Annotated in this window: 13 protein-coding genes; 10 read left to right on the plus strand and 3 right to left on the minus strand. The window is 46.8% G+C overall.

Annotated features, from left to right (window positions below; genetic code table 11):
• Positions 1 to 163 precede the first annotated feature (163 nt).
• Positions 164 to 691, plus strand: coding sequence for a hypothetical protein (locus QUA80_RS12095; protein ID WP_333424723.1), 528 nt, complete (start codon positions 164 to 166; stop codon positions 689 to 691).
• Positions 692 to 1,553: 862 nt separating this feature from the next.
• Positions 1,554 to 1,805, plus strand: coding sequence for a hypothetical protein (locus tag QUA80_RS12100; protein WP_333424725.1), 252 nt, complete (start codon positions 1,554 to 1,556; stop codon positions 1,803 to 1,805).
• A 259-nt stretch (positions 1,806 to 2,064) separates the two neighbouring features.
• On the opposite strand, the gene uvrB is transcribed toward QUA80_RS12100, so the two are convergent.
• Positions 2,065 to 4,077, minus strand: a complete 2,013-nt coding sequence (gene uvrB, locus QUA80_RS12105; RefSeq protein WP_333424727.1) for an excinuclease ABC subunit UvrB — start codon at positions 4,075 to 4,077, stop codon at positions 2,065 to 2,067.
• A gap of 179 nt (positions 4,078 to 4,256) precedes the next feature.
• Between uvrB and QUA80_RS12110 the strand changes: the two genes are divergently transcribed.
• Complete coding sequence (locus tag QUA80_RS12110) at positions 4,257 to 4,739, plus strand: hypothetical protein (RefSeq protein ID WP_333424729.1); 483 nt, start codon at positions 4,257 to 4,259, stop codon at positions 4,737 to 4,739.
• 301 nt (positions 4,740 to 5,040) lie between these two features.
• Entirely contained in the window at positions 5,041 to 5,733 is a 693-nt protein-coding gene (locus QUA80_RS12115) for a histidine phosphatase family protein (RefSeq protein WP_333424730.1), read from the plus strand.
• Positions 5,734 to 6,037: 304 nt separating this feature from the next.
• On the opposite strand, the gene QUA80_RS12120 is transcribed toward QUA80_RS12115, so the two are convergent.
• Together QUA80_RS12120 and urtA are read right to left on the minus strand one after the other, a co-directional pair.
• The gene (locus QUA80_RS12120) at positions 6,038 to 6,358 is read right to left on the minus strand and encodes a hypothetical protein (RefSeq protein WP_333424732.1); all 321 of its coding nucleotides are present in this window, start codon (positions 6,356 to 6,358) and stop codon (positions 6,038 to 6,040) included.
• Positions 6,359 to 6,525: 167 nt separating this feature from the next.
• Entirely contained in the window at positions 6,526 to 9,456 is a 2,931-nt protein-coding gene (urtA, locus tag QUA80_RS12125) for an urea ABC transporter substrate-binding protein (protein ID WP_333424734.1), read from the minus strand.
• Positions 9,457 to 10,023: 567 nt separating this feature from the next.
• On the opposite strand from urtA, the gene QUA80_RS12130 reads away from it, so the two are divergent.
• The 6 genes from QUA80_RS12130 to QUA80_RS12155 all read left to right on the plus strand — a co-directional run.
• Complete coding sequence (locus QUA80_RS12130) at positions 10,024 to 10,230, plus strand: hypothetical protein (RefSeq protein WP_333424736.1); 207 nt, start codon at positions 10,024 to 10,026, stop codon at positions 10,228 to 10,230.
• Between the two features lie 387 nt (positions 10,231 to 10,617).
• Complete coding sequence (locus tag QUA80_RS12135; protein WP_332981854.1) at positions 10,618 to 10,800, plus strand: CsbD family protein; 183 nt, start codon at positions 10,618 to 10,620, stop codon at positions 10,798 to 10,800.
• Positions 10,801 to 10,877: 77 nt separating this feature from the next.
• Entirely contained in the window at positions 10,878 to 11,321 is a 444-nt protein-coding gene (locus tag QUA80_RS12140; protein ID WP_333424738.1) for a hypothetical protein, read from the plus strand.
• A 116-nt stretch (positions 11,322 to 11,437) separates the two neighbouring features.
• A complete protein-coding gene (locus QUA80_RS12145) occupies positions 11,438 to 11,950 on the plus strand; it encodes a hypothetical protein (protein WP_333424740.1) in 513 nt (170 codons plus the stop codon).
• A gap of 673 nt (positions 11,951 to 12,623) precedes the next feature.
• A complete protein-coding gene (locus QUA80_RS12150; RefSeq protein WP_333424742.1) occupies positions 12,624 to 13,406 on the plus strand; it encodes a DsbA family protein in 783 nt (260 codons plus the stop codon).
• A gap of 310 nt (positions 13,407 to 13,716) precedes the next feature.
• Positions 13,717 to 16,691, plus strand: a 2,975-nt coding sequence (locus QUA80_RS12155; RefSeq protein WP_333424744.1) for a DUF4347 domain-containing protein, incomplete at its 3' end; no start/stop codon positions are given.

The following is a 16,691-nucleotide window of genomic DNA, read 5'->3' on the forward strand; positions in this document are numbered from 1 at the left end:
ATTGATTTTCAACGTGCCATCGGTAGAGTTTACCATCCTGATGGAACGATAACCGAAAGTGTTACTTGCGCGAAAATAAAAAGAAAACCTGATGGCACACTGAAGTACGGTTATCCTGTAGTAAAGAGTTCAAATTTTTCATAATTAGATAGGAGGAGCGAGGATGAATAATAGTCAAAAATTTAATTTTCAGTTAGGAGAACGTTTTTTAGAAAATTACGCAGATCCTCCAGAAGATCCATTGGGAGAACTTACTCATTTTGAAATGGCTATCCGGCGTTTTTGTTTTGAGTACGATTATAAAGTTTTACTAGAAATAGGTGATGAGAGAATACAGGTATTTTTAGATCCTGATATCTGTATGATTTTGGACGATAATCTGCCGGAACAAATTAGGAAACTGTCACAAGGTAAGCCAATAGAAATAGATTTTGCTGAAAGTTGTACGCTAACTATCAAGTTAGTACCCACAGACGATCGCATTAGCTGTACTTTGAGCAAGTGGGGAACTTCCTGCTGGGAAAATCATTTTGAGTTCGATCGCACTCACGTATTAGATGTGCTCAGAGGTTTTCTTCAGGAAGTGATGCAGCTAGCTGTAGATAAGGGTTACATCACGCTGGAAGAGAAGGAGGAATTTATTAGTCCAGCTTTTGCTAGCAGTACGGATGCTGTCGCGATCGGTCAGTAGGCGATGATGGAGTATTGAAACCGCAGATGCACGCGGATTAACGCGGAGGAGAGAGGGATGTTAGGGCGATCTCCAAAATCTTGCTAGCAAGAAGATTGCGAATCAGGTGGACAGCATGGAAAATCAGAGGGGTGGAGGAATCGCGATTCCCAGCGCTGGGAACAAATATATAAAATTGGCGGGCGTTGTGGAAATTTTTGAAGTGAAGAGGATGGAAAGTCAGAGGGGTTAAGGGGCGATCGCGATTCATTATTCCCAATATAGGAAATTTTTGAGGTGGAGAGGATGGAAAGTCAGAGGGGTTGAGGGGCGATCGTAAATAAGACTAACTTTACTATAGTTCATATTTCGTCATCTCAATGTGAGGTAATTCCTCACCAGTTAGTTTCAATCCCTATTAGGGATTAATAAAAGTTGGAGCCTCGTAAATATATTTGTAAAATTTAAACAAAATATCATGGTGTTTCAATCCTAACAGGGGTTTATATAATTTGTAACAAGGTTAAGCACTTTCAAACTTGTTAAGTTACGTCAAGTTTCAATCCCTGATAGGGTTTGAAGCTTATCTACTGTCCATAAGGTAGCCTAAAGGTAGCCTAATAACCACAAATTTTTACCATTCTTGTGGAAAAGTTCTTATTACACAATAATTTTATGTCAAATCATTAATAGGAGCTATTGTTGACACAAAAAATCATACAAAGCCTTGACGACTAGCTGGCAAATGTGCTAATAATAAAGAACGTCCCTAACACCGCCAAGTAATAGGGACGCTCTGTTGTAATTCTGAATCTTGAAGCGGCTGCACAGACCTGTATCAAGCCGTTCTAGAGATTCTTGTAGTTTTTGAGATATCAAACTCATGATAGCAGATACTAATCCGCAAAACAACCAACCCCGGGCTCAGCGGGCCTCCGATCTGACAGATCCTATCCGCAGTCTGCTTGAGAACATCGAAATCCTTCTGACTCGGATGCAACACCTCGAGCAAAAGTGCACGAATCTTGAGGAAAGGCAATCTTACCTAGAGTATGACCTGCACAGCGATCACGAAAACTTAAAAGCGGAAAACCTCGGACTGCGACAGCAGCTATATTATCCTTCTGAGGGTTAGCGTTCAGACCAGAACTTATCCGATCGCGAATATGCAGCATATCGACTAGGAAGCTGGTAAAAAGTACGATCGCCCTTCCCATTCAAAAAATAGGACAATGGTAAAGGGCGATCGCATTTCACCTAAAGGCTTAATACGATCGCACTTTTTCCTGTTTTTCCTGCAAAAACTCTGCAAAGTCGCAGACTTCAGCAATTCATCAGCGTTTATCTGCGTGCATCTGCGGTTAAAAATCCCCCTCAATTCCCTGACAACAAGCTTAATTTCCCAATAGCTTATCCCGCAAATGCTTGATTCGATCGCGCAATTTACCCGCCTCCTCAAACTCCAACTTCTTAGCCGCCGCCTTCATCTGCGTTTCCAACCGCCCGATTAACTGAGGAATCTCATCCAAAGATAACTCGTTTACCTGTTCGTAAACCTCCTCCAACTGCTGAGAATTCAGCTTGCGCGACACATCCAAAAATGCCAAAATCGCATTACTCGATCGCTTTTTGGCGATCGGCTGCGGCGTAATCCCGTGCATCTTATTGTACGCTAGCTGAATCCCCCGGCGCCGATCCGTTTCGTCGATCGCCTTAACCATACTATCCGTCAAATTATCCGCGTACAAAATAGCCTGTCCCTCAATGTGCCGCGCCGCCCTTCCAATCGTTTGAATCAACGAACGTCCCGATCGCAAAAACCCCTCTTTATCCGCATCCAAAATTACCACCAGCGAAACTTCCGGCAAATCCAAACCTTCCCGCAGCAAGTTAACACCAATCAATACATCAAACTTACCATCCTGCAAATCTTGGATAATTTCGATGCGTTGAATCGACTGAATTTCTGAGTGCAAATACCGCACTCTAATTCCCCTTTCCTGCAAATATTCGGTTAAATCTTCCGCCATCCGCTTGGTTAATGTCGTCACCAACACTCGCTCGTCCCGACTTACTCTCTCCTTAACTTCCCCCAACAAATCGTCGATTTGTCCTTCCGTCGGGCGCACGAAAATTGTCGGATCTATTACTCCGGTTGGGCGAATTACTTGCTCTGCAACTCTGCCTTCCGACAGTTCCATTTCCCAATCCCCAGGCGTAGCAGAAACAAAGATGCACTGATTTTCTTTTGCCCAGAATTCCTCTGCTTTTAAAGGGCGGTTATCGGCAGCGCTGGGCAAGCGGAAACCGTGTTCGATCAATACTTTTTTGCGCGCTTGGTCGCCGTTGTACATCCCCCGAATTTGGGGCACTGTAACGTGAGATTCATCTATCACCAACATCCAATCTTTCGGGAAATAATCAATCAAACATTCCGGCGGTTCCCCGGCATTTCTCCCTGCTAAATGCCGCGAATAATTCTCTACTCCGTTGCAGTAACCTACCTCGCGCAGCATTTCCAAATCGTAGCGCGTCCGCTGTTCCAACCGCTGAGCTTCTAATAGTTTACCCTCTTTTTCAAATTCTGCCAGTCGGTCTTCTAATTCGAGTTCTATTCCTTGGCAAGCTGCCTCTAATTTATCTTCTGCCGTGACAAAGTGGCGGGCTGGATAGATATTTAAAGCCGTCGAACTTTGCAGGATTTTACCTGTTACGGGGTCAACGTAGCGAATGGCATCAATTTCGTCGCCGAAGAATTCAACGCGAATAATTCTATCTTCGTAAGCGGGGCCAATTTCCAACACATCGCCTTTGACTCGAAATTTGCCTCTGCCTAAATCTATGTCGTTGCGAGTGTATTGGACGTTGACTAAATCGCGCAAAACTTGCCGCTGGTTGACTTCCATTCCTACTCGCAAAGGGATAGATGCTTTCAGGTATTCTGCGGGCATTCCCAAACCGTAGATGCAGCTAATTGAAGCAACTACAATCACGTCGCGGCGTTCAAAGAGCGATCGCGTCGCGGAGTGCCGCAGCATATCGATCTCGTCGTTAATTGCTGCCGTTTTCTCAATGAAAGTATCGGTGACGGCGATGTATGCTTCAGGTTGGTAGTAATCGTAATAACTGACAAAGTATTCAACTGCATTGTTCGGGAAAAAATTTCGCAGTTCGTTGCACAGTTGAGCTGCCAGGGTTTTGTTGTGTGCTAGGACTAAGGTGGGTCTGCCGACTTTTTCAATGACCGAGGCAATGGAGAACGTTTTGCCCGTACCTGTTGCACCGAGTAAGGTTTGAAATCGATCGCCCGCTTCGATGCCTTTGACAAGTTGCTCGATCGCTAGCGGTTGGTCGCCTGTGGGCTGGAAGGGCGCTTGCAATTGAAAAGATGCTGCCGCAGTTACCATAGGAAAATGTAGCTATTACCCATAAATCTTAACAAAAATGCAGAGATCCTGCAATTCGTTCAGAAAATAGTTAGACTTTGTAATATTATTTTAATCATCGCCCGAAATAGAAAGCAGAAAGCCAAAAAAAGCAGTTGTCCGAACCCAGCAATCAACAGCAATAAGCGAGGAAAAGAATTATGGATACGAGCAGTACAGGTACAGGCAAAAGCAAAGCGATCGCCCGCCGCGGCAAAGGCGGTTCCAAAAGCCAAGCGGCAGAACCCACGGATGCCAAAGCAACAGGAATTCAACTTTATCGGCCGCAACTCCTGCATGACAACCGTCCCGTCGGCCCAGACGATTTTACCATCAGCGAGACCGTCTCGATTTCGGGGAACCGCCCGATCGGCGCCAGCACCCTGCATATCAGCGAAACTTACGGCATTGTAGCCAATCGCCCGGTCGAATCCAGCGACTTTGAAGTGGTTGCGACAATGGGCAACCGCCCGATCGGCTCCAGCGCCATGCAAGTCAGCGAAATGTTCAGTATGTCCGGTGCTCGCCCTATTGCCATCAGCACTCTGCACATTGATGAAGTTTACTCCACAATGGGAGGAAACCGCCCCATTGCCTCAAACGAAATTGACGATAGCTCAACATTAATGGGCTTCTTAGATTAATTAGTCATTAGTCATTAGTTATTAGTTTTTCGCTGTTAACTAATGACTAATTAAACTTTTTTAGACAAGTTATTGACGAAGGCGATCGAGCAATTGAATCGTCTCAATTGATTTATTTAACTCTGCTAATTTTAAGCATCGGCGTTGCTGATTTACGGTACGAACGACTCAATCTGCAAAAAATGAAACAAGCGCCTCACAACATCTTCGGAATTTCCAAATTATTATATATTTTCCTACCGTGATTCAGCAACACCCTTGAAGTGATTTTTATCCATTAAATGAGAGGGAATATCAAACTGTGTCCATTTGGATTATTCGTCACGGTCAAAGTCAATCCAATGCAGGGTTGGCAACTCTTGGACCGCATGAAAATGCCTTAAGTGAGTTGGGCGATCGACAATCAAAATGTATTCCAACCGCCGTTAAACAAACTCCAGACTTGATTGTAACTTCACCTTATCTAAGAACACAACTCACTGCTCAACCATTGATTGAACAATTTCCACATACACCCGTTGAGGTTTGGCAAGTTCAGGAATTTACCTATCTGGACTTACAGTTCGACCAACCAACCACAACTCAGGCTCGCAAACCTTTGAGCAAAGCTTACTGGGACCGCTGCGACCCTGAATATGTCGATGGACCCAACGCCGAATCGTTGGTTCAACTGATGGAACGAGTCCGAACTTTCCTGAACCAGTTGCAACAACAATCCGGTTTTGTAGTTGTCTTTTCACATGGGTTTTTTATCAAAGCAATGCTGTGGCAGATTTTGGCTAACCCAACGGTAATTGATGCCGTTGCGATGACTCGGCTTTTGGGATTTTCGCGAGGATTTAGAGTACCGAATGCGTCAATTTTGCAGATGGAATTTGATTCAAATGGGATAGCTCATTGGAGTTCCTTCATTACCAACCATCTGCCACCAGAGCTAGAATCGGCAGCACCCGATGCAACTTTGGCGAGCGATGCAGGCGATCGACCTTCGTAACCTACCTTCACTGGAACAATGCTCCAACCAACGCCAGAGAGGGGTTGCTGATTTACGGTATGAACGACTCAATCTGCAAAAAATGAAACCAGCGTTTCAGAACAGCTTCGGAATTTCCAACTTATCTATTTTCCTACCGTGATTCAGCAATGCCTAACAATCCTTTCGCCATTGTTAAATAGCTCAATTGGGTCAGGAAAAGCACGATCGCAAAAGCGCTGCAAATCTCTATTCCTAATGCGGTCACAGGTTAGCCAAAGAATTTGAACTCGCTGCCAAAGCGAACTACTCAATCCACAAAACCTCACTTTTTAGTTACAACAACATTATCTGAACCGTTGGCAGGATCTCGATTAAATATTATTAATTTTTTTTTGTAAGTGCTAACACTTATAGCAGAAGATTTTTTGCAGAAAACTATCCAAGCAATAATTTCAACAATTAATAACTTCCTCAGCTTCTTCGCAGTTGGTATACAGCATATTCCATTTAGATGCAGATCGCGAAAAACCGGGTTTCGAGCAACAGAATCAGTAATGATGCGATAACTGTAAAGAAACCCGGTTTTTTGGGTGTACTTCATCAACCTGGAATACGCTATAACTGTTAATAGTTCATCTTTCACATTTCAGAGTTCAAGGGCTAATGACTGCTGATATTGTTTGCTGTTGCATCGGTATTGTTCCAATGTCTAAACAGTCAGTTGTTGCGAAAGCATAATTTTAGTCAACAGCCAACAGTTAACAGCAAACAATATCTTGCTCGTGCAACCAGAATTGACATGACTAATAACTACTTCCCCACACCCTGATATTTGCTCAATAAAGCAGCAAAGCGCTTGTAATCTAAAGGCTTCTCCAAATATTCCGCCGCTCCCAATTCCAAACCCTGATTTTTGTCGTCCACAAAAGTCAACATAATCACCGGAATATTAGTCAAATCCGGATCTGCTTTCAACGCCGACAGCACCGCCCAGCCGTTCATACTCGGCATCATCACGTCCAGAGTAATCGCATCCGGCAGCAACTCCTTAGCCAACAGAAGCCCCGCTTGACCGCTAGCCGACGATCGCACCCGAAATCCATGTTTAGACAAGCACCGGGCGATCAAATCGCGCGCGTCTGGATCGTCGTCAATCACTAGCACAGTAGCAGCATCGGGCAGATCCAGCGCTGGAACTCGCACTTCTTTTTGCTTCACTCCTGTCGCCGCTGCACTCGTCTCTAACCCTAGGGAGGACTCGGCCTGGATTTCTGCGATTTCTCGTCGATCGGGCGCAACTTTTTTCTGGCTTGTAATCTCAATCGGCAACCGGATCGTAAAACTAGAACCGCAATCAAACTCGCTCTCAACCGTAATGTCCCCGCCCATCATCTGGCAAAACTTCCGGCTAATTGTCAGCCCCAAACCGGTGCCGCCATACCTGCGGGTAGTCGAATCGTCCGCTTGGGTGAAAGCTCCGAACAGCCTTGACAACTGATCCTCAGTCATGCCGATGCCAGTATCGCTTACTTGAAACACGATCGAAGGCTGTTGACACAGACAAGGATCTGCCGGGAGTTTTTCAGAATTCTCCACCCGCAAAACCTCCCCTTCTTCCTTCCAAACATTAATCGTAATTTTGCCTCGCTCGGTAAACTTAGCAGCATTGCTCACCAAATTCAACAGCGCTTGCCGCAGTTTCGACGAATCGGAGTAGATCGTGCCAATATTGCGATCGCAATTGACGATCAAAGTGTTGCCATTTTTCCCGAGCATGGGTTGAACAGTAGTGACAACCTGCTCGATCAAATCCAACACCTCAACATTCTCCAAGAAAAGAGTCATCTTTCCTGCTTCAATTTTAGAAATATCCAAGATGTCACTAATAATGTTGAGCAACTGCTTGCCTGCGATATTAATACTTGCCAAATCCATCACAAACTCTTCTTCGCCGAGTTCCAGAGCCTCTTCTTGCAGCAGCTCGCTGTAGCCGATAATCGCATTCAAGGGCGTCCGCAACTCATGAGTCATATTTGCCAAAAATGTGCTTTTCGCCCGGTTGGCAGCTTCAGCAGCGTTCTTAGCAACTTCCAATTCGCGCGATCGTTCCTCTAGCTGCTGCTGTCGCACTTCCAAACCGTTGAGCAAACTGCTAATTTGCTGAGCCATTGTATTGAGAGTAGAAGATAGCACGCCGATCGCGTCATTAGAAACAACAGGCGATCGAGCCGTCAAATCACCGCTAGCCATCTGTTCTGCTGTTTCCCGCAGCAAGCCGAGATTCCGAATAATTGCCGACACCGACACAAAAGCCACTATCCCCGCGATCAAACTCAAAACCAAAGCCCCCATCAGCCAGTGCTGAGTGCGGCTCGCCACAAATAGAGTTTGCTCGACCAGCACCACCATTGCTGCTTCGGGAACCCCCGCCGCCGGACCTGAGGCAGCCTCTATTGCCAGCAAATAGTTCTTCATCTCCGCAGAACCCATCCACCCCACTCCCACCGCCATCCAAGTTATCAGTACCAAGATGACAAACAGCCCGCTCAAAGACGCCCGAGTTCCCAGAGAAATCGGCCTCGGAGCAAGTGCCGCCGCCCAGGCATAGCCCTTGAGAAAAGGATCTGGCTGCACCGATACACCCGAATTCCAAATCTCCTCAATTTGACCGTCCAACCTCACCTTACCAATCCGCACTGTTTTCCAGATATGCTGCGTTTGGGCATCTATTTTTACCTTGCCCGACGGGGCTGCAAACTCGATATTTTTAGCTGCCGCCCTGACTTTAACCGCATCTGTCGAACCAGCTTTTTCTACTGCTTGCTTCCACAGGTAAACGCCCAAATAAGCCGCTTCGATCGGGTCATCCGTGACTCGATTTTCCCCGTATCGGGCTTTATAAGCCTGGACAAATTTACGATTTTCCGGTGTATCTACCGTTTGAAAATAGTTCCAAACCACCAAATGTCCGGCAATATTGGACGGCCCGATCGCCCGCACTTCCTCTTCTGCTATGCTGACCGACATCACCGGAAAATCCTCGGGTTTCAAGCCAGCTTCCCGCAGCTTGTGGAAAAAAGCCACATTGCTGTCGCCGTTGAGAGTATTGAGAATAGCATCCGGTTTCACTGCTAAGATATGTGCGATCGCCTCGCCCACTTCCCTAGAACCCAGCGGCAGATACACTTCCCCCGCCAACTCTCCCCCCAGTGCCGCCAGTTGAGCTTTCACAATCCGATTTGCCGTCCGGGGAAAGATATAGTCCGAACCCAACAGGAAAATTTTCCGCTTCCCCTGTGCCAGCAAGTAATTCACCCCAGGCACAATCTGTTGGTTCGGGGCAGCACCAGTGTAGAAAATATTCGGACACTGTTCTAGCCCTTCATACTGCACCGGATAGAACAGCAACCCTCTGCCGTGCTCAAAAATCGGCAGTACAGCCTTGCGGCTCGCCGAAGTCCAACAGCCAAATACCACCGCCACCTGCGCTTCTAGAAGCAATTGCTTAGCTTTTTGAGCAAAAGTCTGCAAATCGCTGGCTCCATCTTCTATAACTGCTGCCAAGGGGCGTCCGAGTACCCCTCCCCCCGCATTAATTTCCTCAACAGCCAACAGCGTTGCGTCTTTCACAGAAATTTCGCTGATGGACATCGTGCCCGTCAGCGAATGCAAAACGCCTATTTTGATCGGCTCACGAGTCGGGCCGGCTGCTTCGAGGGGGTTACTGCTCGTTGCTCCCATAAGGTTTTAGATAGTTTATTACTAATAACAGAAATTTTTCTTCGATTCAGCAGAAACTTAGCCTTGAGGCTAACTCTTGTTTAGCAGATTATTTAACCCGATCGCCACAAAACAGGGGAATTGCTGTACCCTGTGGATTTTTACGGTCAAATTCTCAGCATAGACTTAAGTCTGCACTAAACTGTCGCCTATTTCTCTCTTCATATTTTACGGATGTCGGAAGAGCCTCATCCAACAATATTTGCCGCTTAACGATCGCGCGCTGCAGCAAAATTCTCCCCATCCCCCGCCCTCCCGCTCGTCCCCTCTCCCCAACTCATTGACCGGATAGCCTTGTGAGTCATCAAGAATTTCACACACTCACGCACTCATCCCTTTTCCATATCTTTCTTCCGACAGATCGAAGTCTCCTTAATTTCTCTTAGTTTAAAGCTACAAAATATTACCCAGTCCCTATCTATCTTCAGGCAGAGGGAAGGCTTCGTGATTAGCGTTATCTTAAGCATAAGGTTAAGTTTTAACTAGCCTTGTTAAAAATAACTTTTACCAACAATAGGGTCAAAACAAATGAGTATTGAAGAAAACGCGACCCACATTGGCAGCACTACTCAAGTAACGCTACCAAAATCAAAGGAAACATTGCTGGGCGAGGAAACAGAAAAATCCCTCGGCGATTACAAACAAAAAGATGCTCAAACTATGCGAGCTGTGGAACAGTTGAAAGAAGAACTTCAGCACAAAATAGATACGGAATGTCATCACAAGGTTGATTAAAACTAATACGATTTTTTTTAGGGTGGGGGTAAGATTCGGTCTGTCCCGCACCCGCTTTTTTCTGGCAAAAGATAGAAAGCAGAATTAAATAAAAAATTTATAATTTGAAATTATTTTTGGTTTAAAAAAACAGTCTTCGAGGCACGGGTGACCATCCACCCGTTTTTTCACAGAAATACTTCATTGCAGGCAGCAAAAACGGTAAAAAAAACCGATAAGTACGAAAGTGGCAGTCTGTCCAAGACGGAAAAATTATTTTTCCATCTTCCATCTTCATTTTTTCTTCATTCTTTCTTCCTAGAGGTAGAGTGCAACGCAGCTCCTAGTTACCTATGATGAGTTTATTCAGTAAAAAACGTCAAATTAGATACAGATTAGGAGAAAGTCATGAGCGTTGAAGATAGAGCAAAGGCAACTGGCAAAAACATCGAAGGCGCTGCTCAAGAAGCCATAGGTAAGGTTACTGGAGACCCGAAGGATAAAGCCGAAGGCAAAGCCAAGCAGGCACAAGCTGAAGCTGGTCACGCGATCGAAGATGTAAAAGATGAGCTCAAAAAGAAACTAGACTGAGCCTAATACTAATTGAGAGGGTCGAGCAAACTGACCCTTTCAAGTATTCCAAATGTTTGAGGAACGGAGGAAAAAAGGTGAGTTTATTGCAGCAGAGTCGCAAAATAATTGCGGGCGTACTTTTGGTATTAATGCTAGCAGTTACTACTGCCTGCGCGCCCAGCGTTTCAGCCCAAAAACCGACTGATGTACCTGTAGCAATTGGTGGCAGTCAGGGTTATTACGCACAGCTAGAACGTGGCAATACCGCCGCAGGTCAAGATTTTGGTCAATGGGTAACAAAGACCGCTAAAGGCTTGGTTCAGGATGCTTACGTGCGCGACAATAACAAATTGGGAGTAGTAGTTACCCAGCAAGTCCGCCCTACAGAAGTGAAAGATTTAGCCAAATCTTTAGCACAAGGTTTTCACCGCAATTTTCCCAATCAGGATGTAAGTGTTTTGGTGTATGCTCCTGACAAAAAACTGATTTTGACGGCTAAGTACGACCAGCAATCAAATCAAATAGAATACAAGTCTTGACCTGGTTAGCCAGCTTGAATGATAGCGGCGCGGCGGTTTAATATTCGGCAGTTTTTTGAATGCGAAGTTATCTCAAGTAGAGACAGAACTGTTGTGTAGATAGGAAGAGATTTACCATGAGTAGCAGCGATAGTTACAAGCGTCAAATCATGAGCGATTTGGCCCAGGGAAATCGAGAAATGATGCCGGAGACAACCGGTGAAGAGTACGAAAATTTTGACGATTTTGCTCAGAGAACTTCGCCCGATCAGCGCAAACAATTATTCGGGCGTTCTCTGAATCACGACTCCCTGCCGCCGGCGCAGTTGGAACCGGAATTGCAAAAGGCGATCGCCCAAATTAAGCCAAACGAACGCGACGACGTGGCGCGGGAATTCTTCAAGCATTTGGGCAAGAGAGGATTGGACGATCGTCAATTAGAAAAGCAGCTAGGACTTTCTACCCACCACGCCAGCCGCATGAATGCTGACGATGTTACCAAGCTGGCCTCATTTACCTATCACAATCACCCGGATATTTTCCGAGAAGTGCTGGCAGAACAGCCGAGTTTGATGAAGTTTTTGGGAAATCCAATTGTGGCGGGTATTTTGGGAATAGTTGCTGCTAAATGGCTCAACAGCCGCAAATAGTCTTGGATTCAGACAAGCTTGAAAGCTGAGAGTACGTGCAGCAAATCAAAGGACGATCGCCCGGGCGATCGTCCTTTGATCTTTTGTATCTAGTCCGGTCGATTCCCTCCGCTTCGCTTCCCCCGAAATCAGTTAGGGGCGGGTGCACCAACAAGATCTGCCAATAATATCAATTCCGGTTACACTCCTGATGATGGTCTGTTGGGAGTAGGGAGTGGGGGAATGTGGAATTGCGCGACCTTGACTCGATCGTGCCCATGCAACCGGAAACGATATAATTGACTATCTCAAAAACCTGCCCGACCGGGATATTACGGTCAATCGATCGGACTAGATATTATATCTATTCCTGTATGAAAATAACTGCGATTGCATTTTTAGGGAGGATTTTAGTCATCATCAAACTAACTCAAAATTTAGTCTTCACTACAAACATCTTTGATAGCGGTCGTTCGACAGAACATAAGATTATAATACTAAATCCCGATTGTTTAAATATTAATTATTGGACTCGTAGCTATTCGGGTAAGTAAAAAACCTTGCCAATTACCGATGGCGAATTACCAATTATTGCTCAAAGCTAAAAATAGCTGCACAACAGTAAACTGCGGTATACCTGACACTCCGCAAATTTAAATGTACGATTAAGTGTTGCCGTGAATGAGAAAAAAAGATGAACCCATCCACTATTTGGCGAAAACTCCGCAGCCAGCAAGCCTTCTGCTTGGCTGTACTCCTGGCAGGTTGCCTGGTATTTATCGGTTGTTCCCCCGCACAGTCAGCGGCTGGCAATTCAGTCGATCCCAAGTTGAAAGAGCAAGTCTTGCAGATTATCCGCGAAAACCCGCAAGCAATTTTAGATTCGGTACAAGCGTACCAGCAACAGCAGCAGCAGTCTCTCAAAGCAGCGCAGGAATCATTTTTGCAGCAGATGAAAACTAATCCCAAATCTGCGATCGGGGATTCTCCCACCACGGGTTCAGCTTCGCAGCAGATTGTACTTTTAGAATTCTCTGACTTTCAATGTCCGTTTTGCGCGCGCGCTCACGATACTGTCAAGCAGTTTATGGCAAAACACCAGGACAAAGTTACTTTAGCTTACAAGCATTTACCCTTGACTTCAATTCACCCTCAAGCGCTGCCAGCAGCTAAAGCAGCTTGGGCAGCGGGCCAACAGGGCAAATTCTGGGAATATTACAGCGCTTTGTTTGAAGGGCAGAAAGATTTAGGCGAACCATTGTACGGATCGATCGCCCAAAAGCTCAATCTAAAATTAGATAAATTCAACACCGATCGCAACAGCCCCGCTGCCGAAGCCGCCATTGCCAAAGACGTGCAACTCGCTCAACAACTGGGCATTCAAGGCACTCCCTTCTTTATTATGAACGGTAAAACTTTCTCCGGGGCGGTCGAGCTTTCTGAGATGGAAAGCATTCTCGCTAGTATCTCCAAATAAGTAAGCCCACCTGAACAAACAGAACAGAGCCCCGATTTCTTAAAGAAGTCGGGGCTCGAATGCGCGATCGGGTCGATCGCTATATTTACTGACTAATTTTTACGATTGGGAACAAATTTGCTTCTTGTGTTGTCTTAGTAAGACTCTAAGCTGCTTATGACTTAAGTATTATATCTTGCCTTTTACAAGCTTTCCCAAACGTAGCTAGTAGATTCAAATGATTGTTTGTCAATACTAATTTGAATTCTTTTGGCAAGACGATCGCGGGTTTTAAGCTCCATTTCCCTTGCATCTACGAGGAAAATTTATCATGCAAAAAATTACGCAAATAGTTGTCATTGACCCAACCGTTGAAGATTATCAAAGCCTTGCACCAAGCCCCGAACCAAGGAAAGAGATATTTATACTCGATCGGGCAGCGGATGGAGTCGAGCAAATTACAGAGTTATTAGCCAGCTACACCGATATTTCCGCCGTTCACATTGTTTCTCACGGCGGGCCTGGAAATGTGCAACTGGGGTCAATTCAGCTAAATTCTGACAACCTAGACGAATACGGCGATCGACTTGGGCAGTGGAAAAAGGCCTTAGCCCCTAGCGCCGATATCCTCCTGTACGGTTGCAACGTGGGGGCAGAAATCGCCCCACCGATAGCGGGGCGATCGTTCTTGCAACGCCTCAATCAACTCACAGGTGCAGACATCGCCGCCTCCAAAAACCTGACAGGAAGTGCTGCATTAGGCGGCGACTGGGATTTAGAAGTAACAATTGGTTCGATTGATACACCTTTGGCATTCACCCAAGAGGCGATCGCAGCTTACAGCCACGTTTTAGCTACTTTCTCAGTCACAAACACCAACGACTCTGGCGCAAATTCGCTGCGAGATGCCATTACCCTAGCCAATGCTAACGCAGGCGCAGATACTATTGACCTGACTGGCATTACTGGCACGATCGCCCTCGCTACGACATTACCAACTATTAATGAAAGTGTCACTCTGAACGGCCCAGTCGCAGCTACTTTGACAGTCAGCGGTAACAGCTTAGTGCAGATACTAACCACTACTAACGGCACTGTTAGCATTTCTAACCTCACCTTTGCTAACGCTAATACTGGTGCTGGTGGCGGTGGCATTAGTAACGGCAATGGCGTAACGCTAAACCTCACCAACGTTACCTTTTCTAATAACACTGCTGGAGGAGGTGGTGCTCTTTTCAATAATGGCACGGCGACACTCACTAATAGCACCTTTACTAACAATAAAGCAACTGCATTCGGTGGCGGTGCGATCAGAAACCAAGGCACGATGACAGTCACTAATAGCAGCATCATCAATAACGAGGTGACATCCCAAGGCGGCGGCGGCATTTACAGCGAAGGTACGCTTAATATCACTGGCAGCACTTTTTCTGGCAACAAAGCCAGCGACGCTACTTGGGGAGGCGGCGCAATCTACGGCGGAGGCGGTAGCACTCTCAACCTCACCAATACGACTCTCTCGGGCAACACTGCACTAGAAAGAGGAGGTGGTATCTGGTGGATTGGTACTGCAGGGACTATCACTAATAGCACCATCACCAATAACACGGCTGACTCAGATGCCAACAACGGCGCTAATGACAACGGGGGTGGCATCTTCAGCAGTCTGGCGACGATCGCTCTCAGGAATACTATCATCGCCGCTAACTTTGATGCCTCTCCCGCAGCAGGAACTATCAATCCCGACGTTTCTGGCAACATCACCGGGAATAACAATAACCTGATCGGGAATCTCACCGGCAACACGGGTACGCTTGGGACGGGCAGCGACATCGTTAACCCAACTCCTGGGTTAGCAGCGCTGGCACCTAACGGCGGCCTTACGCAGACGCACGCACTGAATGCAGGTAGTCCCGCGATCGATGCGGGTAACAGCGGGATCGCACCTCCTACGGATCAGCGCGGCGCTGCCTTCCCTCGCCCCTCTGGCACTGCTGCTGACATCGGTGCTTTTGAGTTCCAAGAAATCGTCAGCATTACAGCCCCAACCGCTACAGCTATTGAAGGTGGAAGCGCAGGCACTTTTCGCATCAGCCGCACTGGTAGCACATTAGGCAACCTGACAGTGAATCTCGCTATTGATGGCAGTAGCACCGCTGTCCCTGCTGACTACAATCTAGGCAGTACCTTTCCCGTCACTATTCCCAACGGGCAAAGCTTTGTGGATGTGATTCTGACTCCGGTTGATGACGCTATACCGGAGTTGGCAGAAACGGTGCGATTGAATTTGGGAAATGGGAATTATACGATCGCACCGGCCAACAGCAATGCTACGGTGACTATTGCAGCCAATGACTCGATTGCTTATGCGATCGCACTCACAACTCCAGCCACAGGTTCCTTAATTGAAGGCAATTCCGGCACTAAACCCGTCACTTTCACCGTCACTCGCAGCGGCGGCACGGGGGTAGCGAGTACAGTAAATTATGCGATCGCCGGTACCGCGAGCAACGGCGTTGACTACAATATTATCAATGCTGCCGGGGCTACTAGCGCCACAGGGACGATCGCCTTTGCCGCCAACGAAACAACTAAAACTATTGCTGTGGATGTCTTGGGCGAAACGGCAGTTGAACCTGACGAGACAATTATTGTCACCCTCAGCAACCCAAATTTGACCGCAGCGCCGGAAAGTTCGACTATCACCACCAGCACCGCCACTGCTACAATCGCCAATGATGACAGCCCTAGTATCTCGATCGGTGATGTAGTTGTTAGCGAGGGCAATACGGGTACTGCTAGCGCCTCCTTTACCGCTACTCTCTCAGCAGCTTCTAGCTTGCCCGTCACCGTCAATTACGCCACGTCAGACGGTACTGCTAACACTGCTGATAGCGATTACGCGGCGGCCACAGGCAGCCTCACCTTCAATGCCGGGGAAACGACTAAAAGCATTACTGTTGCTGTCAACGGCGATTCTAAGTTTGAAACTGACGAAACATTTAACGTCAACCTCAGCACCGCTGTCAATGCGACTATTACTAAAGCGACGGGCATAGGTACGATCGTAAATGACGACTTGGAGTCACCGACTCCGACTCCAACTCCAACTCCGACTCCGACTCCGACGCCGACTCCGACTCCGACTCCAACTCCGACTCCAACTCCGACTCCGACGCCGACTCCGACGCCGACTCCGACTCCGACTCCAACTCCAACTCCAACTCCGACTCCGACTCCAACTCCAACGGAAACTCCGACGCCAACTCCAACGGAAACTCCGACTCCAACTCCAACGGAAACTCC

The organism is Microcoleus sp. F4-D5 (genome assembly GCF_036704885.1).
Taxonomy (GTDB): domain Bacteria; phylum Cyanobacteriota; class Cyanobacteriia; order Cyanobacteriales; family Microcoleaceae; genus Microcoleus.

Coding starts and splice junctions, on each gene's coding strand:
- QUA80_RS12095 (WP_333424723.1), top strand. CDS start 164: ATGAATAATAGTCAAAAATTTAATTTTCAGTTAGGAGAACGTTTTTTA.
- QUA80_RS12100 (WP_333424725.1), top strand. CDS start 1,554: ATGATAGCAGATACTAATCCGCAAAACAACCAACCCCGGGCTCAGCGG.
- uvrB (WP_333424727.1), bottom strand. CDS start 4,077: ATGGTAACTGCGGCAGCATCTTTTCAATTGCAAGCGCCCTTCCAGCCC.
- QUA80_RS12110 (WP_333424729.1), top strand. CDS start 4,257: ATGGATACGAGCAGTACAGGTACAGGCAAAAGCAAAGCGATCGCCCGC.
- urtA (WP_333424734.1), bottom strand. CDS start 9,456: ATGGGAGCAACGAGCAGTAACCCCCTCGAAGCAGCCGGCCCGACTCGT.
- QUA80_RS12130 (WP_333424736.1), top strand. CDS start 10,024: ATGAGTATTGAAGAAAACGCGACCCACATTGGCAGCACTACTCAAGTA.
- QUA80_RS12135 (WP_332981854.1), top strand. CDS start 10,618: ATGAGCGTTGAAGATAGAGCAAAGGCAACTGGCAAAAACATCGAAGGC.
- QUA80_RS12145 (WP_333424740.1), top strand. CDS start 11,438: ATGAGTAGCAGCGATAGTTACAAGCGTCAAATCATGAGCGATTTGGCC.
- QUA80_RS12150 (WP_333424742.1), top strand. CDS start 12,624: ATGAACCCATCCACTATTTGGCGAAAACTCCGCAGCCAGCAAGCCTTC.